Annotated in this window: 23 protein-coding genes, 1 tRNA gene and 1 pseudogene; 11 read left to right on the forward strand and 14 right to left on the reverse strand. The window is 69.4% G+C overall.

Annotated features, from left to right (window positions below; translation table 11 throughout):
• Positions 1–33: 33 nt before the first annotated feature.
• Complete coding sequence (locus ACZ7N4_RS04360) at positions 34–984, forward strand: ABC transporter ATP-binding protein (RefSeq protein ID WP_471353607.1); 951 nt, start codon at positions 34–36, stop codon at positions 982–984.
• A gap of 11 nt (positions 985–995) precedes the next feature.
• On the opposite strand, the gene ACZ7N4_RS04365 is transcribed toward ACZ7N4_RS04360, so the two are convergent.
• Genes ACZ7N4_RS04365 through ettA form a run of 3 tightly spaced genes read right to left on the reverse strand, consistent with a single transcriptional unit; the run spans position 996 to position 3,754 of the window.
• Positions 996–1,673 carry a DUF8185 domain-containing protein gene (locus ACZ7N4_RS04365; protein WP_471353609.1) on the reverse strand — a complete coding sequence of 226 codons (678 nt, stop codon included), beginning with the start codon at positions 1,671–1,673 and terminating at the stop codon, positions 996–998.
• The gene (locus ACZ7N4_RS04370; protein ID WP_471353611.1) at positions 1,670–2,083 is read right to left on the reverse strand and encodes an acyl-CoA thioesterase; all 414 of its coding nucleotides are present in this window, start codon (positions 2,081–2,083) and stop codon (positions 1,670–1,672) included. Before ACZ7N4_RS04370 ends, ACZ7N4_RS04365 begins: the two co-directional genes overlap by 4 nt.
• Positions 2,084–2,089: 6 nt before the next feature.
• Positions 2,090–3,754 carry an energy-dependent translational throttle protein EttA gene (ettA, locus tag ACZ7N4_RS04375; RefSeq protein ID WP_471353614.1) on the reverse strand — a complete coding sequence of 555 codons (1,665 nt, stop codon included), beginning with the start codon at positions 3,752–3,754 and terminating at the stop codon, positions 2,090–2,092.
• Positions 3,755–4,031: 277 nt separating this feature from the next.
• On the opposite strand from ettA, the gene ACZ7N4_RS04380 reads away from it, so the two are divergent.
• Positions 4,032–4,709: a lytic polysaccharide monooxygenase auxiliary activity family 9 protein gene (locus ACZ7N4_RS04380; protein WP_471353616.1), complete on the forward strand. Its 678-nt coding sequence runs from the start codon at positions 4,032–4,034 to the stop codon at positions 4,707–4,709.
• A gap of 135 nt (positions 4,710–4,844) precedes the next feature.
• Complete coding sequence (locus tag ACZ7N4_RS04385) at positions 4,845–6,032, forward strand: cellulose-binding domain-containing protein (protein WP_471353618.1); 1,188 nt, start codon at positions 4,845–4,847, stop codon at positions 6,030–6,032.
• Between the two features lie 8 nt (positions 6,033–6,040).
• Here ACZ7N4_RS04385 and ACZ7N4_RS04390 read toward each other — a convergent pair whose 3' ends face one another.
• From ACZ7N4_RS04390 to ACZ7N4_RS04405, 4 genes are all read right to left on the reverse strand, one after another.
• Positions 6,041–7,477, reverse strand: a complete 1,437-nt coding sequence (locus ACZ7N4_RS04390) for a Cys-Gln thioester bond-forming surface protein (RefSeq protein ID WP_471353622.1) — start codon at positions 7,475–7,477, stop codon at positions 6,041–6,043.
• A 351-nt stretch (positions 7,478–7,828) separates the two neighbouring features.
• On the reverse strand, positions 7,829–8,305 hold the full coding sequence (locus ACZ7N4_RS04395) for a single-stranded DNA-binding protein (RefSeq protein WP_471353624.1): 477 nt from the start codon (positions 8,303–8,305) through the stop codon (positions 7,829–7,831).
• A gap of 395 nt (positions 8,306–8,700) precedes the next feature.
• Positions 8,701–11,268, reverse strand: a complete 2,568-nt coding sequence (locus tag ACZ7N4_RS04400; RefSeq protein ID WP_471353626.1) for a YfjP family GTPase — start codon at positions 11,266–11,268, stop codon at positions 8,701–8,703.
• Between the two features lie 3 nt (positions 11,269–11,271).
• On the reverse strand, positions 11,272–12,879 hold the full coding sequence (locus ACZ7N4_RS04405) for a dynamin family protein (RefSeq protein ID WP_471353629.1): 1,608 nt from the start codon (positions 12,877–12,879) through the stop codon (positions 11,272–11,274).
• 322 nt (positions 12,880–13,201) lie between these two features.
• Here ACZ7N4_RS04405 and ACZ7N4_RS04410 point away from each other — a divergent pair.
• Positions 13,202–13,277, forward strand: a tRNA-Arg gene (locus ACZ7N4_RS04410).
• Between the two features lie 117 nt (positions 13,278–13,394).
• On the opposite strand, the gene ACZ7N4_RS04415 is transcribed toward ACZ7N4_RS04410, so the two are convergent.
• Positions 13,395–14,852 carry a tyrosine-type recombinase/integrase gene (locus tag ACZ7N4_RS04415; RefSeq protein WP_471353631.1) on the reverse strand — a complete coding sequence of 486 codons (1,458 nt, stop codon included), beginning with the start codon at positions 14,850–14,852 and terminating at the stop codon, positions 13,395–13,397.
• Between ACZ7N4_RS04415 and ACZ7N4_RS04420 the strand changes: the two genes are divergently transcribed.
• From ACZ7N4_RS04420 to ACZ7N4_RS04430, 3 genes are all read left to right on the forward strand, one after another.
• On the forward strand, positions 14,827–15,195 hold the full coding sequence (locus ACZ7N4_RS04420; protein ID WP_471354266.1) for an NUDIX hydrolase: 369 nt from the start codon (positions 14,827–14,829) through the stop codon (positions 15,193–15,195). The two genes, ACZ7N4_RS04415 and ACZ7N4_RS04420, sit on opposite strands and share 26 nt — an antisense overlap.
• 9 nt (positions 15,196–15,204) lie before the next feature.
• Positions 15,205–15,585, forward strand: a complete 381-nt coding sequence (locus ACZ7N4_RS04425; RefSeq protein WP_471353633.1) for a hypothetical protein — start codon at positions 15,205–15,207, stop codon at positions 15,583–15,585.
• 253 nt (positions 15,586–15,838) lie between these two features.
• A complete protein-coding gene (locus tag ACZ7N4_RS04430; RefSeq protein ID WP_471353635.1) occupies positions 15,839–16,444 on the forward strand; it encodes a hypothetical protein in 606 nt (201 codons plus the stop codon).
• Positions 16,445–16,493: 49 nt separating this feature from the next.
• Here the strand turns inward: ACZ7N4_RS04430 and ACZ7N4_RS04435 are convergent, their stop codons facing one another.
• Complete coding sequence (locus tag ACZ7N4_RS04435) at positions 16,494–17,288, reverse strand: hypothetical protein (protein ID WP_471353637.1); 795 nt, start codon at positions 17,286–17,288, stop codon at positions 16,494–16,496.
• Positions 17,289–18,061: 773 nt separating this feature from the next.
• Between ACZ7N4_RS04435 and ACZ7N4_RS04440 the strand changes: the two genes are divergently transcribed.
• From ACZ7N4_RS04440 to ACZ7N4_RS04450, 3 genes are all read left to right on the forward strand, one after another.
• Positions 18,062–18,352 (forward strand): hypothetical protein, encoded by a 291-nt coding sequence (locus ACZ7N4_RS04440; RefSeq protein ID WP_471353639.1) that lies wholly within the window; start codon positions 18,062–18,064, stop codon positions 18,350–18,352.
• 212 nt (positions 18,353–18,564) lie between these two features.
• A complete protein-coding gene (locus ACZ7N4_RS04445; protein WP_471353641.1) occupies positions 18,565–19,188 on the forward strand; it encodes a hypothetical protein in 624 nt (207 codons plus the stop codon).
• Positions 19,185–19,970, forward strand: coding sequence for a hypothetical protein (locus ACZ7N4_RS04450; protein ID WP_471353643.1), 786 nt, complete (start codon positions 19,185–19,187; stop codon positions 19,968–19,970). Before ACZ7N4_RS04445 ends, ACZ7N4_RS04450 begins: the two co-directional genes overlap by 4 nt.
• A 179-nt stretch (positions 19,971–20,149) precedes the next feature.
• Here ACZ7N4_RS04450 and ACZ7N4_RS04455 read toward each other — a convergent pair whose 3' ends face one another.
• The 5 genes and pseudogenes from ACZ7N4_RS04455 to ACZ7N4_RS04475 form a co-directional block, all read right to left on the reverse strand.
• Positions 20,150–20,737, reverse strand: a complete 588-nt coding sequence (locus ACZ7N4_RS04455; protein WP_471353645.1) for a hypothetical protein — start codon at positions 20,735–20,737, stop codon at positions 20,150–20,152.
• 273 nt (positions 20,738–21,010) lie between these two features.
• Complete coding sequence (locus tag ACZ7N4_RS04460; protein ID WP_471353648.1) at positions 21,011–21,313, reverse strand: hypothetical protein; 303 nt, start codon at positions 21,311–21,313, stop codon at positions 21,011–21,013.
• Positions 21,310–22,054, reverse strand: a pseudogene (locus tag ACZ7N4_RS04465) (GntR family transcriptional regulator). Before ACZ7N4_RS04465 ends, ACZ7N4_RS04460 begins: the two are co-directional and overlap by 4 nt.
• Positions 22,051–22,275: a hypothetical protein gene (locus ACZ7N4_RS04470; protein WP_471353650.1), complete on the reverse strand. Its 225-nt coding sequence runs from the start codon at positions 22,273–22,275 to the stop codon at positions 22,051–22,053. The pseudogene ACZ7N4_RS04465 and the gene ACZ7N4_RS04470 overlap by 4 nt, the downstream one beginning before the upstream one ends.
• A gap of 523 nt (positions 22,276–22,798) precedes the next feature.
• Entirely contained in the window at positions 22,799–23,077 is a 279-nt protein-coding gene (locus tag ACZ7N4_RS04475; protein WP_351749328.1) for a hypothetical protein, read from the reverse strand.
• Between the two features lie 79 nt (positions 23,078–23,156).
• Between ACZ7N4_RS04475 and ACZ7N4_RS04480 the strand changes: the two genes are divergently transcribed.
• Positions 23,157–23,912: a GntR family transcriptional regulator gene (locus tag ACZ7N4_RS04480; protein ID WP_189813427.1), complete on the forward strand. Its 756-nt coding sequence runs from the start codon at positions 23,157–23,159 to the stop codon at positions 23,910–23,912.
• Positions 23,913–24,001 lie beyond the last annotated feature (89 nt).

A 24,001-nucleotide genomic window follows, 5' to 3' on the forward strand; every position in this document is an offset into this window, starting at 1 on the left:
GCAGACACGGCGCAACGCCACGCAGGAGACCCCATGACAGCGAACCCGAGCCTGACCGAACTGGCCAACCGGGTGACCGAGGCCCGAGCGAACCCCGCCTACGGCCACGACGCCCTGATCACCTGCGACCGCCTGGTCCGCATCTTCACCACGGACGGCATCGAGGTCCAGGCCCTGCAGGGCCTCGACCTCCTCGTCCGCGAGGGCGAACTCATGGCCCTGGTGGGCGCGTCGGGCAGCGGCAAGTCCACCCTCATGAACATCCTGGCCGGCCTGGACACCCCCACCGCCGGCGCCGCCCGCGTCGCCGGCCGCGACCTGCTCACGATGACCGCCGCCGACCGCCTCGCCTACCGCAGGGACGTCGTCGGCTTCGTCTGGCAGCAGACCGCCCGCAACCTCCTGCCCTACCTCACCGCGGCCCAGAACGTCGCCCTGCCCCTCCAGCTCGCCGGCACCCGCAAGGGCCGCCGCGCCCGCGCCGAACGCGCCCTGGAACTGCTGGACCTGCTCCAGGTGGCCGACTGCCGCGACCGCCACCCCCGGCAGATGTCCGGCGGACAGCAGCAGCGCGTGGCGATCGCCGTGGCCCTCGCGAACGACCCCGCGGTGCTCCTCGCCGACGAACCCACCGGTGAACTCGACTCCCGGACGGCCGCCCGGATCTTCGACGCGTTCCGCACGGCCAACGAGACCCTCGGCACGACGATCGTCATCGTCACCCACGACCAGGCGGTGGCGAGCGAGGTCCGCCGTACGGTGGCGATCCGCGACGGCCGTACCTCCACCGAGGTGCTGCGCCGCAGCGAGATCGACGCGGCGACCGGCCACGAGACGGTCGTGGCCCGCGAGTACGCCATGCTCGACCGCGCCGGCCGCCTCCAGCTGCCCGCGGACTACCTCCGCGCCCTGGACATGCGTGACCGGGTGGCCCTGGAACTGGAGTCCGACCACATCGGCGTGTGGCCGGACGACACCGAGTGAGGTGAGAGCGCTCAGCGCACGCTGAGCCCGAAGGACCCGAGCCCTGCCGCTCGTACGGCCACGGACCCGTACGGCGTACGCAGCCGCAGCCACGCCCCCGAGGAGAACAGCCCGATCTCCTGCGGCCCGGTCCCGGGCCGCAGGAAGCCCAGCGACTGGGCGGCGTGCACGGCCCGCACCGGCAGCCCGGTGCCCTGGAGCCGCCGGGACCAGATGTCCCGCCCGATCCGGTCCAGCTCCGCGCGAGTACGGCCCTCGGGCCCCAGTTCCTCGGTGCGGGAGCGGAACTCGGCCACCGCCGCGCCGACCGTGGCGCGCAGCGCGTCCGGCGCCGGCAGGCCCGGCTCCGGCCGCCAGCCGCTCCGCGGCGGCAGCACTCCGGCCCACGGGGGTCCGGTGACCGCGCCCGGGACGGCGGCGGTGGCCGCCCGCTCGTCCACGGACTCCAGGAACTCGCCGGCGGGGACGGTCACGTCCAGGGTGACGTCGAGCCCGTCCTCGTACGGCTTCGCCAGCCGCACCGCGCGGACGGCCAGCACCTCGAAGGACGGCGGCCGGCCGAAGACGGCGAGGGCGGTGCCGGCCGCCTGCAGCCGCACCGCGGCCCCACGGTCGTAGTGGAGCAGCCGGGAGAGGAAGGCGGCGAGGTCCGCGGCCTCCCTCTCGTCGGCCAGGTGCAGCGTGGTCATGCCGCGACGGCCTCCTCGTCGGCCTCGTCCGTGTACTCCTGGAGGAACTCGCGCTCCTCCGCGGTGATCCGGCGCGGCCGCTGGGTCTCGAAGTCGAACGGCACGACGACCGTCGAGGCCCGTACGTAGACCAGGTCGTCGTCCTTCACCTCGTAGGTGATCGTGAAGGACGCGGCCTTGATCCCGGTGACCCACAGCTCGATGTCGACCGGGTGGTGCCGGTGGACGAGCTGCCGCTTGTAGTCGATCTCGTGGCGCGCCACCACGGACCCCTGCTTGAACTCCTTGTCCGGGCGGAACAGGAAGTTGATCCGGGCTTCCTCCAGGTAGCGGATGAAGACCGCGTTGTTGACATGACCGTACGCGTCCATGTCGGACCAGCGCAGGGGGCAGCGGTAGACGTGGCGCAAGACCGATCAGCCCCGGGTCAGCTTCTTGTAGGTGGCGCGGTGCGGACGCGCGGCGTCCGCACCGAGCCGCTCGACCTTGTTCTTCTCGTACGACTCGAAGTTGCCCTCGAACCAGAACCACTTCGACTCGCCCTCGTAGGCGAGGATGTGCGTCGCGACGCGGTCGAGGAACCACCGGTCGTGGGAGACGACCACGGCGCAGCCGGGGAAGTCCAGCAGGGCGTTCTCCAGGCTGGAGAGCGTCTCGACGTCGAGGTCGTTGGTGGGCTCGTCGAGGAGCAGCAGGTTGCCGCCCTGCTTCAGGGTCAGCGCCAGGTTGAGGCGGTTGCGCTCACCACCGGAGAGGACACCGGCCGGCTTCTGCTGGTCGGGGCCCTTGAAGCCGAAGGCCGACACGTACGCCCGGGACGGCATCTCGACCTGGCCGACGTTGATGTAGTCCAGCTCGTCGGAGACGACGGCCCACAGCGTCTTCTTGGGGTCGATGTTCTCGCGGCTCTGGTCGACGTAGGAGATCTTGACGGTGTCGCCGACCTTGATCGAACCGGAGTCGGGCTCCTCGATGCCCTGGATCATCTTGAACAGGGTGGTCTTGCCGGCGCCGTTCGGGCCGATGACACCGACGATGCCGTTGCGCGGGAGGGTGAAGGAGAGGTCGTCGATGAGGACCTTGTCGCCGAAGGCCTTGTTGAGGTTGTTGACCTCGACGACGACGTTGCCCAGGCGCGGGCCCGGCGGGATCTGGATCTCCTCGAAGTCCAGCTTCCGCATCTTCTCGGCCTCGGCGGCCATCTCCTCGTACCGCGCCAGACGCGCCTTGGACTTGGCCTGGCGCCCCTTGGCGTTCGACCGCACCCACTCCAGCTCTTCCTTGAGCCGCTTCTGCCGCTTGGCGTCCTTCTGGCCCTCGACCTTGAGACGGGTGGCCTTGGTCTCCAGGTACGTGGAGTAGTTGCCCTCGTACGGGTAGGCGCGCCCGCGGTCCAGCTCGAGGATCCACTGGGCCACGTTGTCCAGGAAGTACCGGTCGTGGGTGATGGCGACGACGGTGCCCGGGTACTTGGCCAGGTGCTGCTCCAGCCAGTTCACCGACTCGGCGTCGAGGTGGTTGGTGGGCTCGTCGAGGAGCAGCAGGTCGGGCTGCTCCAGCAGCAGCTTGCAGAGCGCGACGCGGCGCTTCTCACCACCGGAGAGGTTGGTGACGGGCCAGTCGCCCGGGGGGCACCCGAGCGCGTCCATGGCCTGCTCCAGCTGGGCGTCCAGGTCCCACGCGTTGGCGTGGTCGAGCTCCTCCTGCAGCTTGCCCATCTCGTCGAGCAGCGCGTCGGAGTAGTCGGTCGCCATCAGCTCGGCGATCTCGTTGAACCGGTCGAGCTTGCCCTTGATCCCGGCGACACCGTCCTGGACGTTCTCCAGAACGGTCTTCTCCTCGTCCAGCGGAGGCTCCTGCAGCAGGATGCCCACGCTGTAGCCCGGCGACAGGAACGCGTCACCGTTGGACGGCTGCTGCAGTCCCGCCATGATCTGCAGGACGGTCGACTTACCCGCGCCGTTCGGCCCGACGACGCCGATCTTCGCCCCCGGCAGGAAGCTCAGGGTGACGTCGTCGAGGATCACCTTGTCGCCGTGCGCTTTGCGCGCCTTGCGCATGGTGTAGATGTACTCAGCCAAGAGAAACCGTCCGGCAGCTTGAAATCTGGCAGTGGGCAGATACACCCCATCTTGCCTGACGGCGACCCCTGGGTGGTAACCCGTTCCGTCGGGCCCCGCCGACCTGCGCTTTCACGGCGCTGCCGCACGGCCGGGACGGGGTCGGCCAGGTTTGGCGGAAACCAGCCGTTGCCGCCTCGCTGTCCGCCGCGCAGCCTGGAACCGCGACTGCGGGAGCGCTCCCACAGTTGCCTCCACCCCCACAGTGAACCGACTCCCCCACAGGAAGATCTTCGTCATGCATTGTCATGAGCATGAGAATCGTTGGTCGGGACCACGCCGTCTGGCCCTCGTCCTCGGCACTCTCGTCGCGGTGCTGGTCAGCCTGGTCACCTGGGGCGGCGCGGCGTCCGCCCACGGCTCCGTGGTCGACCCCGCCTCGCGCAACTACGGCTGCTGGCAGCGCTGGGGCAGCGACTTCCAGAACCCGGCGATGGCGGAGCTCGACCCCATGTGCTGGCAGGCGTGGCAGGCCAACCCCAACGCCATGTGGAACTGGAACGGCCTGTACCGCAACGGCTCCGCCGGCAACTTCCCCGCTGTCGTCCCCGACGGGCAGCTGTGCAGCGGCGGCCACACCGAGGGCGGTCGCTACAACTCCCTGGACGCCGTCGGCCCCTGGAAGACCACGGACATCGGCGCCGACTTCACCGTGAAGCTGTACGACCAGGCCGGCCACGGCGCGGACTACTTCCTCGTCTACGTCACCCGGCAGGGCTTCGACCCCACCAGCCGGCCGCTGACCTGGAACGACCTGCAACTCGTCACCCGCACCGGCAAGTACGCGCCGAGCCAGAACTACTCGATCCCCGTGAGCACCTCCGGTTACAGCGGGCGCCATGTCGTCTACACCATCTGGCAGGCCTCGCACATGGACCAGACCTACTTCCTGTGCAGTGACGTGAACTTCCGCTGATCAGCCGTCGCCGCCCACCCCGGCCACCGGGCGCGGCCTGCCCCACCGGGCGCGGCCCGACTCGCCGGGCCGCGCCCCGCCTCCGACCGGGAGCGCTCCCGGAACCGCCGCCACCCGCCCCCTCAGGAGGCCCACATGTCCACCCTGCTCGCCCGCTGCCCGCGCTGGATACGCGGACCCTGGGGGGCGGTCGCGGCCGCCCTCGCGCTGGCCGGGTCACTCCTCGCCGCCGCGCCCGCCGCCGGCAGCGCCGGGACCGCCCCCGCCTGCCGCGTCGACCACACCGTCAACGAGTGGGCCGGCGGCTACACCGCCCAGATCCGTGTCACCAACCTCGGTGCCGCCCTGAACGGCTGGCGGCTGACCTGGACCTACGGCGGCGACCAGCAGGTCACCTCCGCCTGGAACGCCACCGTCACCCAGACCGGCCGCTCCGTGACCGCCGTCGGCACGGCCTGGAACGCCGTCCTGGCCGGCGGTGCCGGCACCGACTTCGGGCTGCAGGGCACCTGGCGGTCCGCCGACCCCGCACCCACCGACTTCCGTCTCAACGGCGCCCCCTGCACCGGCGACGGGACCGAGCCGCCGGCCCCACCGCCCACCACGCCCGCTCCCACACCCACCCCCGCACCCGCCGGATGCGGCGCTGCCGTCCTCTGCACCGACTTCGAGGACCAGACCGGCACCTCACCCTCCGGCGGCTGGCGGTTCACCGCCCCCGACTGCCAGGGCACCGGCACGGCCGCCGTCGAAACGTCGGTCGCGCACAGCGGCACGAGGTCGGTGCGGGTGGACGGGCGGGCCGGCTACTGCAACCACGCCTTCGTCGCCGCCACCACCGACCTGTCCTCGGCCGGCCCGGTGCTGTACGTCCGCCTGTGGGTCCGGCACACCACCGTCCTCCCCTCCTCCCACGTGACCTTCGTGTCCATGCCGGACACCTCACAGGGTGGCCGGGCGCTGCGGGTCGGCGGGCAGAACGGCGCCCTGCAGTGGAACCGGGAGAGCGACGACGCCACCCTCCCCGCGCAGAGCCCCGCCGGGGTCGCGCTGAGCAGGCCGCTGCCGACGGGGACCTGGCAGTGCCTGCGGTTCGCGGTCGACACCTCGGCACCCGGCCTGGACACCTGGCTCGGCGACGAGCAGGTGCCCGGCCTGCACGCCGACGGGGTGCCGACGCAGGACGTCGACCAGCAGTGGCTCTCCCGGACCGTGCCGCCCCGGCCGACCGCGCTGCGGCTCGGCTGGGAGAGCTACGGCACCGGCGACGACACCCTGTGGTTCGACGACGTGGCCGCCGGGTCCGCACCGATCGCCTGCTGACCGGCCGCTCACGCGCCGGGCGGGGTCTCCTTCCGGCGGAGCACCACCAGCACCGCACCGCCGATCACCACCAGGCCGATGGCCACGCCCGCGATCAGGGGCGTGATGGCGGAGCCGCCGGTCTCGGCCAGGTTGGTGTCGGGGACCGTGCCGCCCCCGACCGTGGCGGGGCTGGGCTCGTTGCGGAGCTGGGCCGTCTGCGTGGTGACCGCGCCCTGGGTCCTGCAGTCCAGGACGCCGGTGAAGCGGTGGCTGAAGCCGTGCGGGCCGGTGATCGTGAAGTCGTAGGCCTGGTCCTCCTGGAGCGGCACGGTCACCGTGCGGACCGCGCCCGCGGGGATCGTGTGCTCGGCGCCCATCAGCCGGAAGGTGAACGGCTCGTCGCCCTTGTTGACCGTGGTGATGTCCACGCCGCCCTTGGCGCAGTTCTTGCGGGCCGAGACCGCCGGTATGGCGCCGTCGGCCGCCCAGACGGCCGTCGCGGTCGCGGAGACCGTGGACTCGCTGGAACCGGCCAGGATCTGGGTCTGGCTGCGGCTCTCGGAGGCGAAGGCCCGGCCCACCGGGACGGTGGTCGACGCCTGCACGGTCAGCTGGGCCGTGCCTCCCTCGCTGCCGAAAGCGTCGGCGGGGTCCCCAGTGGCGTCCTCGGGGACGTCGAAGTACAGCCGGCTGCCGTCCTTCGCCGAGGTGATCACCTTGCCGGTCCGGTCGGTGATCCGCACGCCGTCGGCGGCCGCGTCCGCCGGCGGGCTCACGGTGACCGCGCCCGCGTTGGTGTGCACGGTCACCGGTCCGAGCAGGTCGCCCGGCCGGCCGGAGACGGCGGGCGGGTCCAGGGTGAGGGAGGCCTGCGGTTCGGCGACGCCCCGGGCGTTCTTCTCCAGATAGTCGGCGAGCTTCTCCGCCTGTGGGTCCACGGCGTCGACCTTCGCGCCGTCGGAGTAGCGCCAGATGGCCACCTGGGTGCCGGCCGCCGCGTCCTGCTCGGTCAGCCCGCTCGTGCCCGCCCGCCGGGCGAGCGCGGCCAGGTCGTTGACCTGGGGGTAGGAGTTCCGCAGGATCCAGCCGATCCGGCCCGCGTCCTTGTTGGTGCCCAGCGAGGTGCCGCTCCAGGGCGTCTCCTGGTACCTGGCGTCCCGCTGGGTGGGGTTGTGCAGGTCGACGCAGTACGTCTGCAGGGTGCCGCCGCCGTCCACGGACATCTCGAACAGGCCCGCCGACACCCGCTGGTCGCCGCCGTCCTCGTGGATCACGGCCTCGCCGTAGGTCTTCAGGCCGTTGAGCGTGGCCGTGGCCCCGCCCTGCGTCTGGGGTCTGCCCTCCGCCAGGGCCGTACCGGCGCCGGAGAGCACGCCGGCGGCCACGAGGCCGGACACCGTGGCGGCGGTGGCCAGGCGGGCCGGTCGGGTGGACCGGCGGAACCCAGAGAGCGCAGCAAGCACAGAATTCCCCTTCGAGCAGGACCCGTTGGACGTGGGGGACGGTCCCACCAGCAGAATCGGCAGCCCCTAGGGGCACGCTCCGGCATCCTATGGATCAGCCGGAGCCCCACCCGACGGTCGGATCATCCGATGGCCGATCCGATCCGCAATCGTTATCCCCGGGACCCTGCGTGAGCTGGCCATATCGACAAATCCACCGGTTCGTACGGCGTGTTCACACCGACGGCTCCGCCAGTGCGGCAGCGGCCAACGAGTGCGGGGACACGCGCGGCGCGCAGCCTGATGTCCCGTCACGCCCGTGGCGTCGGCTGCCCGTTGTCACGCCACGGCCACCGCGTCCTCCGCCTGTTGTCACGTCACTGCCACTGCCTCCTCCGCCCGTTGCCGCACCTGGTCGTCCTGCGGGTCGGCCGGCCGCGGTGTCTCCCAGGCCGGCTCGGGCCGGGCCGCCACCGGTGGTCCGTCGGGTTTGGCCGCGCGCTGGAAGAGCGCCGTACCACGCGACAGGTCATGGCCGATCGCCACGGCGTCGATGTCGGCGGAGGCCCACTGCTGCTGCCCCTCCCGGACCTCCGTGCGCACCTTCAGCCGGCCCTGGACCACGAGCGGCTGGCCCACCTCCACGCATGCGGCGACGTTGGTCGCGAGCTGCCGGTTGGCCCACACGGTGAAGAAGTTGGTGTGCCCGTCCGTCCACGCGCCGCGCTCCCGGTCCCAGTAGCGCGCGGTCACCGCCAGCCGGAACCGGGCCGACGGCCCCGTCGCGACCTCGCGGTACACCGGCTGGGTCGCCACGTTGCCCACCACACAGACGATGGTCTCGTTCATGTCCTCGCTCCCCTCCTCCGCCCGTCCCCTTGCGGCCGGGCGGGCACGCGTACGGGCCCGTCCCGTACGGCTGCGTCCGCCGTGCGGCGCGTACGACCTGCCGTACGCGCCGCACCAGCCCGTGACCGCCCGCACCGCCCGCCGTCTCTCCGGCCGGACCCGCCGTGCGATCGCCGTGACCCCAGACTGCCTCCGTCGGGCCGAGCCCGCTGAGCGCTGTGGACGGCCCCCCGCCTGTGGAGAACTCCGCCACCCGTTCGGGTGAGGACGCGTCTCCCCACCCCCCCCATCCACCCCGGACACCCTCATCCCCCGCCCCGGAGACCCTCTCTCTCCCCCCGCCACCGGCTCCCCCCTCGGCGGCCCTTCAGGCACCCACCACCCCGCACACCCCCTCAGCCCACGCCGGCCCCGCTCCGCACGACCCGGCCGTACTGCTCCCGCACCTCCCTGTACCGCAGCAGTTCCGATGCCACCGGATCGAGCACCCGGGCCCGGCCGCAGCTCGCCGCCGCCTCCCGCAGGCGCCGTTCCGCCTCCTGGCCGTAGCGCCGTGCGGGACCCCGCGCCGCCATCCGGCAGGCCCACTCCACCAGCGGCCCGCCGATGATCCCGCACACCATCAGCAGCACCGGAACCCCCAGGTTGGGTGCCATCAGCCCGGCGATCTGCCCCGCCAGCCACGCGCCGCCCGCGATCTGCAACAGGGTCATCGCCGCCTGGACCAGCACGGCCACCGGCCACCAGCCCGGCCGCAGCGGCCGGCCCGTCGGCAGCCCGGCCCGCGCCGCCAGCTCGTCCAGCGCCTCGGGCAGCCCCTGGGAGCCGCGTACGGCGGCCTCGCGCACCGCCTGCGCCCAGGGCACCGGCAGCCCGGCCGAGGCCCGGTCGGACACCGTACGGACCGCCTGTTCGACACGCTGACGGGCCGTGGCCTCCTCGTCGGCCTGGGTGCGCACCTGGTGGCGGCCCGTCGTGGAGTCGCTCCGGCCCTGGTACCAGCGCCACAGCCGCAGCCAGGGCGTGCCGCAGGCCCGGTTGGCGTTGCGCAGCCAGGCGCGTTCGGCGGCCTCGCCCGCGGCGGTGGCGCCCACCGCGTCCGCGAGCCGCGCGGCGAACTCCTCACGCGCCTCCTCGCTGAGGCCGATCCGCCGCCCGGTGGAGTAGACGGGCCGCAGCTCGGCCGCGGCGGCGTCCACGTCGGCCGACACACGCCGGGCCGCCGCGCCGCGCTCCGCCACGAACTGGCCGAGCGCCTCGCGCAGATCGTCGACCCCCTCGCCGGTGAGCGCGGAGAGGGCGAGCACGGTGGCGCCCGTTTCGCCGTACTCGCCGAGCGCGATGCCGTCCTCGTCCAGCAGTCGCCGCAGGTCGTCCAGGACCTGGTGGGCGGCGTCCCCGGGGAGCCGGTCCACCTGGTTGAGGACGACGAACATGATCTCCGCGTGGCCGGCCATCGGCCGCAGATAGCGCTCGTGCAGGACGGCGTCGGCGTACTTCTCCGGGTCCACCACCCAGATCACCGCGTCGACCAGCTTCAGGATCCGGTCGACCTGCTCGCGGTGCTGTACGGCGGCGGAGTCGTGGTCGGGCAGGTCGACCAGGACCAGCCCGCGCAACTGCCCCTCGGCGTCCGGGCCGTGCAGCGGGCGGCGGCGCAGCCGGCCCGGGATGCCCAGCCGGTCGATGAGGCCGGCGGCGCCGTCGCTCCAGCTGCACGCGATGGGCGCGGCCGTGGTCGGCCGTCGTACGCCGGTCTCCGAGATGGGGACGCCGGCGAGCGCGTTGAACAGCTGGGACTTGCCGCTGCCGGTGGCGCCCGCGAGGGCGACGACGGTGTGCCGGCCGGAGAGCTTGCGGCGCGCGGCGGCCTCGTCCAGGACACGGCCGGCCTCGGCGAGGGTACGGCTGTCCAGGCGGGTGCGGGAGAGCCCGACGAGTTCGCGCAGGGCGTCCAGACGGGAGCGCAAGGGGCCGTCGTACGCCAGTGGGGCCGGGGCGTGACTGCCGGGTCCGCGGTGCGCCGGCTCGGCGGCGGAGGCGCGCTCGGCGGCGAGGGCGGCAGCGTTGGCCTCGGTGACTCGGCGCGCGATGAGCCCGTCGTCCCAGGCCTCCGCGGAGGCGTCGGAGTCGGGATCCGTGCCGGGTTTGGGAGGCGCGGCGTCGGTGCCGGTTCGGGAAGGCGACGCGTCGGAACCGGCGGCGGGCGCGGGGGGCGCGGAACGGGGTCCGGCGGCCGGCTTGGAGGGCGCGGCAGGGGCTACCGCCGTGGACTTCGGAGGTGTGGCGCCGGGGTCGGTGCGGTGGCCGGTCTTCGAGGGGGTGGCTTCGGCGCCGGTGGCGTGCCCGCTCTTCGGGGCAGCTGTGGGCGAGCCGGTGGGGTGGCCGGCCGTGGAGGGGGTGTCGTCGGCCGCGGGGCGGGGTTTCGTCGGCGAGTAGGTGTGCGGCCGGGGGACGGATACGGCACCGCTCTCCTCGGCGCTGTGCCCGCGCGCGGGGTGGTCGGCGCTGTGCCCGCGCGCGGAGTGTTTGCCTTCGGCGTCGGGCCCGGTCATGCCGCCCCTGTCGTACTGGTTGTTTTTCTGGTTGTCCCTCTGGGCGAGCTCGTCCCTCACGCGCACGGGACGCCCGCCGGCGGTGTCCGCGCCCGCGCCGCGGCCCGCGCCCCCGCTCCCGTCGCTCTCCTCCCTCTCCTCCCTCTCCTCCTTCTTCTTCACGTCGTTGGAGGGGTTCGCGTCCCGGGACGGAGGGGTGAAGCGGCCGGCCTCGCCGTCGCCGCGCTCGTCCTCGCCGCGCTCCCCTTCCAGGCCGCTCGACCGCGCTTGCTCGATGCCCCTGCTGTCACGGCGCTCGCCACTGTCACCGGTGTTGCCGCCGTGGTCGCTGCCGTGGTCGCTGCCGTGGTCGATGCGCCTCATGTGCTCGGTGTGATCCATGTGGTCGTGGTCAGTGACGGCGGTCACGGGTCACCTCTCCTTCTGCAGTACCGACAGCGCGGCGATGAGTTCGGCCTGGGGCTCGGGATGGACGTCCAGGGCGTCGAGGGGGGCGAGGCGCCGCTCGCGTTCGGCGTGCATGACCCGGTCCACGTGCTCGGCGAGCAGCCGTCCGGCCCGGTCGCGCAGCCGCAGCACGCCGTGGGCGCCGAGCCGCTCGGCGAGCCCTTCACCCGCGGTACGGGCCCGGCGCCCGCCCAGAACGGCGGTGGCGACGAGGGCGGCGACGACCTCGGGGTCGGGTGCGCCGGTGCGCTCCAGGACCCGTACCTCGTCCTCGGCGTACTCCTCCAGCTCGCGCCGCCAGCGCCGGGCAGCGAGCCCGATGCGGTGCTCGGCGCTCTCCAGGGAGGTCTCGCGGGCGGCGAGTTCCGGGGCTTCGGCGGCGGGCTCGCGCCGCCACGCGTCGTCGACGCGCTCGTCCGCGGCGGTGACGGCGCACAGCAGGAGGGCGGCCAGGCTTTCCACGAGGGCGTCCAGGAGTTCCCCGGCGGTGCAGTCCAGCGGGAAGGCGCGCCAGCGCTTGAGGGCGTCCCCGGCGAGTACGGCGCCGGACTGGAGGCGGGCCCGCACGCGCGCGTGCTCCTTGTCGTAGGCGGTCTCCACGGCGTTGGTGAGCCGGAGGGCCGCCGCGTACTGGGCGGCTGCGGCGCCGGCCAGCTCGGGCATGCGGGATCTGAGCGAGTTGAGGAGGCCGTGGGCGGTGCGGGCCATGACCTGCTGCCGGGCGGCGGGGTCCTGGGCGTGGTGGACGAGCCAGCTCTTCAGGGGCGCGACGGCGGTGGCGGGCAGCAGGCCGGCGCCCCAGGCGGACTCGGGGAGCTCGGGCACGGTGAAGCGGGGCACGTCGCCGAGCCCGGCCTTGGTGAGCAGGGCGCCGTACTGCCGGGAGACCTCGGAGACGACCTGGTGGGGTACCCGGTCCAGGACGGTGACGAGGGTCGCGTCGTACTCCTTGGCGGTGCGCAGCAGGTGCCAGGGGACGGCGTCGGCGTAACGGGCGGCCGTGGTGACCATGATCCAGACGTCGGCGGCGCAGATCAGTTCCGCCGCGAGGACGCGGTTGTCGGCGAGCAGGGAGTCGACGTCGGGGGCGTCGAGGAGGGCGAGCCCGCGCGGGAGGCTGTCGGCGGTCTCGACGCGCAGCACGCGCCCGGGGTCCTCCTCGGTGAGCAGGAACTCGTCGGCGGGGTCCTGGTGGGGCACCCACACGCGGGTGAGCTGAGGGAGCACGCGCATGCCGCTGAACCAGTGATGATCCTCCGGATGGCAGACCAGTACCGGTGTCCGTGTGGTCGGCCGCAGCACGCCGGCCTCGCTCACCCGCCGACCGACGAGGGAGTTCACGAGCGTCGACTTGCCCGCGCCGGTGGAACCGCCGACGACGGCCAGCAACGGCGCCTCGGGCTCCCGTAGGCGGGGTACGAGATAGTCGTCGAGCTGCGCGAGGAGTTCGTCGCGGTTGGCACGCGCGCGTGGCGCCCCCGCGAGGGGCAGCGGAAAGCGTGCGGCGGCGACACGGTCGCGCAGAGCGGAAAGTGTGTCGAGCAGCTGAGGCCGTACGTCCAAGGTCACCACATGCGAAGAATGCCCAATTTTAGGGGAATTCTGAAGCATATAGACATGTCTGCGCGCCGACAGGACAGAACGGATGGAAGGGACGACCAGGACAAGGGCACAGGCCAGGCATAACGAGTGCACAACACCAGGGGGCGTCGGACGCCAAAAGCGGTGCACGATTCGTACCTGCCTGCGATTATCAGGACCGCTTCACCGAACCTCCACATCGAGCCACGGAGGGGAAGCGACAGGGTCAAGGAACCGGGAGCCCTATCCTTGTCCCCGGCAGCGTCACGGGTCAGCCCCCACCAGGGCACCGCACACGAGGCCACCCCACCCGGCCCCCGTAGCTCAGTGGATAGAGCAGGCGCCTTCTAAGCGCTTGGCCGCAGGTTCGAGTCCTGCCGGGGGCGCCACCCCTCGCCCTCCCGTTCGGGAGGGCTTTTTGCTGGTCGGGACAGGTGCCAGCCGACACGACGAAGCCCCGGACGCCCTCTCGACGATCAAGGGCAGGCTCCGGGGCTGTCCGGCTGTCACCGGGATTTCGCGGGTGGCCGTGTCGAATACGTGTCGAAGTTTTTGACCGGCGGTATGTCAGCCAGCGCCCGGCCCCTCCTCCGGGAGGTCACCCGCAGCTTCCAGCCGCCGTTTAGGTCCGGCAGCTGCCCGTCGACGCAGCGGGCGTAGGTCGCCAGGAGCACGGCGACGCTGTTTCCGGCCCACTCGGCCACCTGGGCGGGCGGGATGCCGTCGTTGAGCCACTTCGTCAGGCGCGTGTTCCGGTTGTCATAGACGCGCCGCCCGGTGGGCGACTCGAAGACGTGCGGGGGCAGCACGGCCTTGCGCGCGCTGCGCCACGCCCGCCGGATGACGGAACCGGCGAGGATGCCGCCGAACTCGCCTTGGAAGAGCAGATCACCCGGCTGGAGCTGCTCGTCCTCGATGTGTCGGCGCAGGATGCGCGTGAGGGCCGGATGCCCGGGAACGGTGCGTGTCTCACCCTCCGCACGTCCTTTCAGATCGCGTCGCTCGTGGATCTCCCCCGTGTCGGTCCATTGCTTCCCGACCTCCGGGGTCGCCGTGTGGATCAGCAGCTCGCACCCCTGGTCGTCGGCACCTGGCACGGGCAGCGTCACGTCCTCGGCGCGCATGGCTACGGCTTCCTCAGGCCGGGGCCCGCAGTAGTACAAGGTGGCGAAGAAGGCGTGGAGCCGCTTGCCACCCCGGGGCCGGCGCCGTATCCAGTCGAGGATCGCCGCGGCCTGCTCGGGATTCAGGAGGGACCGCTTGTCGACGGCGTTCGTGGTCTTCGTGACGGCCGTGGACTCCTTGCCCTTGGGCAGGGGGTTGACCCGCAGGATGCGCCGGCGGACCGCGTACTTCATGGCGACGTTGAGGATCCGGCGGTTGCGCTTCCTCGACCAGGCCGCCGCCTGCTTGCCGTCGAGGCGCGTGTCGATGGCGAGCAGGACCTGGTCGACCTTCTCGGGGTCCTCCCAGGCCGAGACGGGCAAGGAGTTCCGCTCAACCCACCGGAGGATGGCCAGCACGTCCCGGGGCGCGTCCGGGCGTCGGTTGGTGTTGAACGCCCATTCGCGCAAAGCAGTGCGTACGGCCGAGGGTGCGAACTGGGTGGGCTTGGCCCGCAGCAGCGCGATGGTGGTCGCGGTCAGGGTCTTGGCCGTGTTCTTGCGGCTGTTGCCGCCGAGTTGAGGCCACCGAGCGTCGACGTACTCGATGGCGAACCTGTACCAGCTCGTGGCAGCCGACTTGGAGCGGTGAGACACCGGCAGACCGGTCGCGATGACGAACGCCTCACCCTTGCCCGTCGCCCGGATGAGTTCGGAGCGGAAGCCCTCGGCGAGCGCGACGGTGTTGAAGGGCTCGCGCCAGCGCTTGCCCGCGACCACCCAGCGGACCGTGTACGTGGTCTTCCGAGCGCCCCTGTACGTAAGGATCTTGTAGATCTTCACGTCGTATGACGTCTCCATCAGGCGGCGGGAGCTCCCCGGCGGCGTACTCGAACTCGACGAGACCCCGGAGGCCGGCGTCGCCCGCGAGGTCCTGGAGGAGACCGGCATCCACGTCGAGGTGGACGAACTGACCGGGGTCTACAAGAACACGACCCGTGGCGTCGTTGCCCTGGTCTTCAGGTGCAAGCCCTCCGGCGGGGCCGAGCGCACGTCCAGCGAGTCGACGGCCGTCGACTGGCTCACGCCGGAAGAAGTGTCTGAGCGTATGTCGGAAGTCTTCGCCGTCCGCCTCCTGGACGCACTGGACAGCGACGGCCCACACGTTCGTAGTCACGACGGCAAGCACCTGCTTCGCCGGTAGGGGGCAGTCATGACAGCGGAGAGCACCTCGGCCAAGGAACCCAGCCGTCTCAGCGCGTTGGGAGGCGTCTACGAGTTCCTCGACGAGATACGGCAACGCCCTGGCATGTGGGTGCGCCGCCGCTCCCTCCAGCACCTGGACTCGATCCTGATCGGCTACAGAGTCGCGATGGAAGTCCACGGCGTCCACGAGGACGACTTCCCTCTCTGGGGTGTCGACGACCGAGGCCCGTTCGAAGAGTGGGTGCAGCAGCGTCGTGGCCAGCACAGCGCTCTGGGATGGCCGGTCGAGATTGAGCGTGACGCCGAAGCAGCAGGCGTACCCGCGATCGAGCTATTCTTCAGCCTCCTCGACGAGTACCGAGCCGAGCGGTCCCAGCCCGAGGGATAAGACTTTCCCTACTTCATCAAGGCGGCTCGCTCCGCTCACCGCGCGCGGCCCGGCCCCCGGCCGGGCCTGCGCTCCTGTCTCCGCCCCGCTCCAGCCCGGCCGGCGCCCGGGCTGCGCGCACAACAATCAGCTGCCTGACGTCAGAGAAGAGGTACGTCGTGGCTTGGACGGTCGGACCGCCCAATCTTCTGAAACCCACCAGACGAGACCTGGCGTCTGTGTATTATCCGCCACAGTCTCCTCTGGAGGTACGGTGCAAGCACAAGAATCTCGTATCACGGTCCAGATTGTCCCTCACCCGACTGCCTATCCGGAAGAAGTGTGGGAGGTCGATCTTGAACACGTCGATATGTCTACCGAGGAGATTCTTGAGGAACTGTCTCGTATAGCATGGGCCGAGGGCGGCAAATATCCAGCCAACTTCGTCCTGAGTGGGAGGCATGGCCACCACTCCTGGGGTGCCTCCGGATCGTTCGCAGAGTTCGTTATCCAGATGAGTAGCGGCATGGGCGGCGGCTTGGGCGTAGTAGCCGTACAGGCCGCCATTAAAGGGGCTTTCGAAAAAATCAGAAAGCGCGCTACGCGTGATTCATGGGAGAACCTAGCCTCAGAAGAAGAGGCGCGCAATCTTGCGCGGATGAAGATCCACGCCCACTACGATATTCCTCTTGAGGATCTAGCTCTCACCGGCTCTCAGGTGGATGCCTCAACGGCAACGTATGCATTCAGCTTCACCGGTCTCGGAAAGAAGTTCGGAGCCCAGGTAACTAGCCTGGAGAAAATAACCTGCTGTACGAGGATCTGGATGCAGGAATACGGTTTCGCCACGCGACCTGAGTTTCAGCGCGATGAAGACTAGCGGGAGAGTGCCAGTAGCGAACATCCGTCTTCGCTTCTAGCTCGAACGCCTAACCTTTACGGGTTGGTGGACTTGCAAGTGCACTCCGGACCGTTTGAAGGAAGATCGCCCTGTTGTCTTCCGCAACCTTTATATTGCGCTTGAATTCTTCTAAGAAACGCGCACCTTCATCATTTATTTCACTCCCGAGTTTCCCAAATTCGGCCGCCTTCTGCGCCCACGCCTCCATCTCGCCGACGGATTGTTCAGCCCGCCCTACGATCCCCTCCAGTTGCTCGACGGGGTACAACTCCATCACTTTCTCCAAGTCCCCGGCGTGCTGGATTACCTGTTTGAACTCGTCTAACTGAAGGTTAGGTTGGAGGTCCCGCATCTGGGCTTCCTGCTCCCTTAGCTTCGATAGCGCCTGTGTGATGTACCGGCCGAACCTATCTTCCTTCTCGACGTTCTCTAGTGTCGCCTGGGATATGGATTCTACTGCTAGGGAAACTTCTTTGGGGCCAAGTATTGATATACGCCTCGCACGTTCCAACATGAGCTGAGCCGATCGACTCAATTCTGCGCGGAGAGCATCGTGTTGGCTGGCGTCTACACCTCGCGCAAGCTCTTTGCGCCTGCGGGTACATTCGTCCCATGCGTCGAGAAACCCCTCGCATGCTGTGAGACGTTGCTGTCGTAACCAGTGCGCGTGTTCGTTCGCGGCCTGATCTTGCGCCTGTCCGCGTACAGCCTCGACATTCTTGTTGGCGCCGATCTTTGCAGCCCATGCTGTAGCAGCCGCGCCGATCCCAGTTCCGATAAGTCCGATCAAGCCCGCTATTAGCGCTGTCGTGAATTCCGTCACGAAGCTACATGATGCATACCCCGCCGCCAACCCGGTAGACCGTCCGAGCTGAGGCGGGGTACGACACGACAGACGCGCCCGGTGGGGCGGCTGCGAAACAGCAACGAGGTCCAGCAGCCTCAGCGACCGACCTCTGTAGAACTACCGAACAAAAGGCTGCACCACCATGAGGCAGCTCGGTCCAGGCCGGGCCACCTACCAAGCGCGGCACCACAACCGCACTAGATCGGGCGGGGAACAGCGGGGAGTCACGGGGAAAGATGCCGAGTGCGTGAGGGCCACGTACCGACCGTTCGCCCAGGTCGGCCCTTCAACTGCCTCCAGATGATCGCAGCTCCCAAGCTGAGGGCTGGGGGGCGATCGACTCCGACCCGACCGCACGGCCCGGCCGGCGTGGCTGCTCCCGGCGACGGCACTGCACCGTGGCTGAGGCCGGTGGGGGTGCAGCGAGACATACGCGCGCCTGGTCGGTCGGCGCGTCCGCCGCCGTGGCTGGCTGTCGGCGGCTGAGGTTCATGCGGCCCGTGCGATGGTGGCCGCCGTCGGCCGGCGAACCGGTCCTGGTGATCAGCTCTGGGCCGTCTCTGGGCCGTGCGAGGGGGCAGGCCGACCAACGGCGACCGACAGGGACAGAGCCACAGCACGCAGCAGCGAAGCCCCAGGTCAGCGCGCCCGGACCATACGCGTTTCCGCCCAGGGGTGGCCGTACGGCAAGATGGGGCGCTTCTTTCCGCCGGGCAGCAGCGCTGTCCGCCACGTCCGGGGGGACTTTCGTGATCATCGCTGTCTCGGACGGGCATGACCCGGCCTACCAGCTCCAGACGAGCTTGCTCACGCTGATCTTTGGCATAGCACTCATTAGTGTCGGGCGGACGCTACGGCGAACCGGTCGCCTCCCTGCGTATCTCGACTTCAAACAGCAGGCGTCGGGCTCGCTTGTGCCGCAAGAGGGCAAAAGTGCCGGCGCTATGAAGCTCGGAGCAGCCGCGATAGCCGTGGGTGGGTTCTTCCTCTTCGGTACCGCGTGCCTCGTACTCGGCGCGCTGGGTGTGCTCGGTCCCTGAGGGCAGGCCCTGCCAGAACGCGCGCCCGCCTCGGGTGAGTGTCTAACTGCGTGACAACGCCAGCAGACAACGACGGACGGACGCGAACGCTAGTGGACCGTCAGCGCAGGTAAGCGGCACACCCGCCCAGGGCCGAACACTCACCCAAGTTACTTCGGGACGAAGCGGTCAAACCACAACCTGGTGAGTTAGAGCTGCGGTTAGATGGCCGTGTGGAAGTAGCTGAACTGGTCCTCAAGTACGTTGAGGCACTTGTATGGCCCGTAGTGACGTTGGTGCTTGCTTGGGCGTGCAGGCACCACCTCAAGCGGGCCTTCGCCCGTATGACGCGGCTGGAGACCCCGGCGGGAGCGATCGATTTCGCTGAAGAGGCACGACGCACTTACGACGGAACCCGGGAGCAAACCTCGTCGTCGCCTCCAGGAGAGTCCGGACGGCCGTCAAGGCCGCTGCCTTCGCAGGCCGGCAACGTGGTTCGTCCTCACTTGCGCGCCCGCTCCACTCAATACGAAGCCCTCGACCAGGCGCTGGACTTGGTCGGTAGCTCACCGGACAGTGCCGTGATGCTTGCCTGGCGGGCTGTCGAGGTCACATACCGCGATCTGCTCGGCGGTACACGGTCCGTGCAGGAGGCCGCACGGCAGCTTGAGGGGAGGGGCCTGCCGCACTCGGTCGCGGAGACGATGGTCCGCCTTGCACGACTGCGAGCTCGCGTCTCCCATGGTGATCACACCGTCTTCCCGGATGCGGCGTTCGACTTTGTCGCCAGCTGCGAAATCGTGCTTGACCATCTAGAAGTCATCGGCCAGCCCAGCGTCGAACTCTCAGAGACGTGAGTGCCGCGGTGCGCATGTGGGGGCAACCAATGAAAAAGATTATGGTCGTTGCAGCTGTGGGTCTGCTGCTTGCAGGGTGCTCCAGCGAGTCGGAGAAATCTCAGCACACTGACTCGAAGAAGGAGTCGAGCGCGGTTGCTACTGACGCCGTTAAGAGTCCGACTGAGGAGACCCAGGCTGTCGACACATCGGATCCGGTCACGGTGGACGAGATCGACTGCTCTGGTGACTACTACTCCATGGTGCAGGAGGCATGGGCGGACAAGCAGGAAGACTGCGATGCCACCCTCAGCGGCACGGAGACGAGCGACACAGAGACGAAAGCCCTGCGGGTCGCCTATGGGGATGAGGGGGACCTCGACAGCTTAGGCACCCTGTACGGCATCTGCGCACAGTCCGGTTCGGGCAGCTGGTCGTACCTCCAGCAGGCTGGATCCAAGGAGCAGCTCGCCGAAGTTCGTGGGGCCCTGCTGTTGTGCCCAGATCACCCCGACAAGAGCGAGGTCGAAGAGCTGGTTGGGAGCGCTTCAAAGCGCAACAAGCTTGAAGATGAGGGGCGTGTCTTCGGCGACGGTGTCTACCGCGTGGGCTCTGAAGTCAAGCCGGGCACCTACTACACCACCGACGTCGACGGGTGTTACTGGGAAAGGACCGACGCCAACGGGGAGACGATCGACAACAACTTCGTCTCTGCTGCGAAGCGGGTCCAGGTGACCATCCTCGCCAGCGATTACTCCTTTAACAGCGAGAGCTGCGGCCGATGGCAGCCTGTGGGGAGCTGAAAGCTTGACGGTACTTCTTGACGGAAACACCGGCGCACGTTGCCGTATCTGGAGAACCAGCCCCACACCATCCAGAGCGGGCGGGGAGAGTCGCAGCGCTGATCATTACATCGTCGGAATGGTCTCCTTAAAACGGTGGTCGTCGGCAGCGCTGGCGACCACATCGTCCGGCCGCTGTGCTAGGAGTCACGAGAGATCGGACGCCACGGACGGCGCACAGTCGCTCTACGCAGCGGGCTGTCAGCTCTGTCGCGATTCGCCTCGTAATGCATCTCCCAAACCATGACGTTCACGGAGTCCCAGTAGGACCTGATAGCGATGTCATACGAAGTGCTGGCCTGCTCACCGTCCGCCCCGGTGAGCAGACCCATGTAGATCGCCCGGGAGTCCCTGAAGACAGCCTTGACCGCCTCGGCCACGGGGTTGCCACCGTCAACGATCATCACGTCGCAAGCAAGGGTGAAGGGTCCGTAGGCTTCGCGTAGGCGCTTAGCATGCTCCTGCACAGCAGCTTCCTTGTCGGTGCCGGCCGGCATCGATAGGACGCCTGGCAGTTCCCGGTATAACGCGCCCATGCGATGAGCTTGGTCGACAACCCCTATGTACGAGTCCCGGCGTGACTGGGCCAACGCGTTGGCCCGCTGAGCCGTTGCAGAAGCATGTGCCTGCTCCCTTGCGGCGCGCAGGCTGCCGCGACTTGATACCCAACTGGCTGCGATAGCTGTGCCCGCGGTAAGGCAGGCCACCCACAGCGTGCTGTCCGGCATATGGCGATTGTGCAGTCCTCGGCAGCTTGCCGGAAGAGCGCGTACGGCAGTCGCAGAAGCGCTGCGGGCTCACTCTTGGGCCGACCTGGGGCCGTCCGAGGGCAGCCGACGACACCCGACAACGACAGAAACCCACGGCCTCTGAGCACGTCAGAGCCGTGGGCTTCGTCAGGCCCGCTGGTCAGCGAGGCCCGTGATCAGTAGACAGGCAAGTCAGGCCAACCAGGACGTGGCCGTGAAGGAGTCCGAGTGCCGCAGCCACCGAGTTCCCCTTCAGGAGCGATGAGGGTCGCTCACCGCCAGGAGGTGACCGCGACTGACTGCAACGCGGAGAACATCCCGCAACGCCCTGGTCAGTTCCCTCGCCAGCCGGTGCAAGTCCTCCGGGTCGGCGTCCTGGTCGTCGAGGGTGTCGAAGGCATGCTCCAGCAACTCGGCCGCCGTCCCCAGTTGCACCGCTTCGATGTTGTCCGCCAGGCGGGACATGTAGCCGGCCTTGTCGTCGGTGTCCAAGTAGCAGGGTTTGCCGTCCGGCCCCGACCACGGAAGGAGTCGCAGTTCGTTCGGTGCCGTCATCGTTGGGTGCCCTTCTCATCGGTCACGTCGTGGGTGGTGAAGACCGCGTCGACGCGATCCCCTGGGAACACGAGTAGCGCGGCCTCGACAACTCGACCCGTGGAGTCGGTCGCGACCCGTGTGATCGCGAGGGCTGCCGCCGTTGGGCCGATCCGGAGGGCGGATGCCTCGTCCGGTGTCGGTGGACGAGCACATACCGTTTCCCGGACAGTTGCCGGCGCCGAGCCGAGGACGGCGAATCGCGTGGCCGTGTCCCGCCACGAGGAGTCGTCGCCCAGCACGCCGACCGGTGCCAGGTCGCGCGGGATGTAGATGCGGGCGAGACCGTGCGGCGAGTCTCCCTCGTGGCTGATGCAGAAGAACTCAGTGAGAGGGCTGCCCGTCGGCACCCTCAGCAAGGACGTCAGATGGCCGTCTGCCTGCACGGTGGTGGTGTGAACAGTGACGTGCATGGCCGCTTCAGCGGTGGTCCATGGATCCAGCGTTCCCCACCCCCCGACGTACGCGACCTTGCGGAGGCAGCGGGCGGACGAAGTTGCCTTTCCCGTGGATCTTCTCGACAAGGCCTTCACCCTGGAGGACTGCGAGCGCACTTCGCAGTGTGGCCGTACTGACCTTGTATCGGTCGGCGAGGTCTGCCTCGGAAGGCAGGCGTTCACCCGGTTTGACTGCGCCGGGTGTGATCTGGCGCCGGAGATCGTCGGCGATGTCGTGATGGCGTGAAGGCACAGACCGGGTCACCGCCTTCTCTGCACGCGAACGGCGGCAAGCCGAGTTCGCGTGTGTATGGTCAGCAACTCGCCCGACTCGAAGAGAAGCCGTTTGGCCCCTTGGGGAAGTTGGAAGAGGTCCATGACCCGGCACGCTCTGCCGCCCAGTTGGATGACGTCGCCACGCTGCACGGTGGTGGCCGTGACCTCGACAGTGGCAACCAGCGCGCCGCCCGGTGCCCAGCCGCTCACCGCTGCATCTCCCTGGGCTCTGAGCCGCCCGGGACCGAGTGACACGGGCACGCGCACGCCTCGTAGACAACCGGCAGGTCGATCGGCGCGGAGACGGGAGAGGACTCCGTGCAGAGCGGGTGTGTGCCGATGCGGCAGGCGGTCGACCGGTAGGGGACGGCAGATGCTTCGGTGACGCGGAGCTGTTGGCGTCGAGACATCAGCAGGCCCCCGCCAGGGTCGACCAGGCTTCAGCCGGCAGATGGGAAGCGACGACCACCGTCCGCGGCCGTACTCGTTCCTCCCAGGCCAGCAGGTAGGGGCGGACGAGTGCGTTGTCCTCCCCTGCGAGCGGGAGTCGATGGTTAGCGATGTCGGAAACCCGGCCCAGTGGCCGCCTCGACGCATCGGCGGACGCCGGACAGGCAGGGGCGACCGTCGACCGGGAGGTTGTTAAGGGGCGGCGGTGCCTGCCCTTGGGGGCGTACCGCGCTCTGGTGAGCGAGACGGCACGGCGGATACGGTTGAGCACGCTGCTCAGCTCCTATCGCTGATGGCTCGGTCCCCCGACATCGCCCGTCGCGGGGACCGCTTTGTGTACGACCGCCCAGAGGGTGCGGCCGTTCAGGCTGGTGGCGAGGAGGCCGAACCGATCGGCCTCGGCCACCACTTCCAGGGCCTCCCGCCATAGGTCAGCGGAGGGCGCTTCCGGTATCTCCGCTTCGACCGACGTGTAGCGGTCGTATTCCTCCACGCGCGTGGGAAGTCCGACGGCGGACAGCCGGGCGACGATGGCCGCCACGCGAGATCCCGAAGCGGGCACAGGGCAGCCTCCGTCAACCGGCGATCACTTTCAGTGAAGCTAGTTAACTAGATTAGAGCTAGTGGACTAGATTTTCCATATGCCTGAGCAGCCGCCCTATCTCCGCATCGCCGACGAACTCCGGCGCCGGATCGCGGAGCACGTATGGGAGCCCGGGGACCGTCTGCCGTCCCGCGCCCAGATCGGCCAGGAGTACGGGGTCGGCGAGAACGTGGTCCGCCGGGCTCAGGAGCTGTTGATCTCCCAGGGTGTGCTGGAGGGCCGCGCCGGTTCGGGCACGTACGTCGCCGAGCCCCGGCAGCGGGTTCGGGTGGTCCGTTCGTCAGCGCGTGAGCGGCCCGACGGGTCTCCGTTCCGGGCGGACATGAAGGCCGTGGGCAGGCAGGGAGATTGGGAGAGCCGGACTGAGGCCAAGGTGCCGGCTCCGGCGGACATCGCGGCGCGGCTCGGCATCGCCGAGGGTGACCTGTGCGTTCGGACGACGTACGAGTTCCTGGCCGACGGCAGGCCGGTGCAGCTTTCCACGAGCTGGGAGCCGTACGACCTCACCGCCGGCACTCTCGTCGTCCTCCCGGAGGGAGGGCCGCACGCCGGGGCGGGGGTCGTGAACCGCATGGCCGCGATCGGTGTCACCGTCAGCCACGCCGTGGAGCAGCCCGAGCCGAGGCAAGCGACCGCCGAGGAAGCGTCACTCCTGGGCATCCAGAAGGCCGCGCTCGTCACGCACATCCGGCGGACGTACTACAGCGACGAGGGACGGCCCGTGGAGACGGCGGACATCGTGGTGCCCGCCGCTCACTGCGAGATCGTCTACGAGATTCCGATCAACCGTTAGCCGAGGTCAGAAGGGAGGCCATCTGGAACCCACGACCGACATCACCATGGCCGACGACGCACGTCCCATGACGCTCACGCCCCATACGT

This window comes from Streptomyces sp. NPDC107654 (assembly GCF_055639035.1).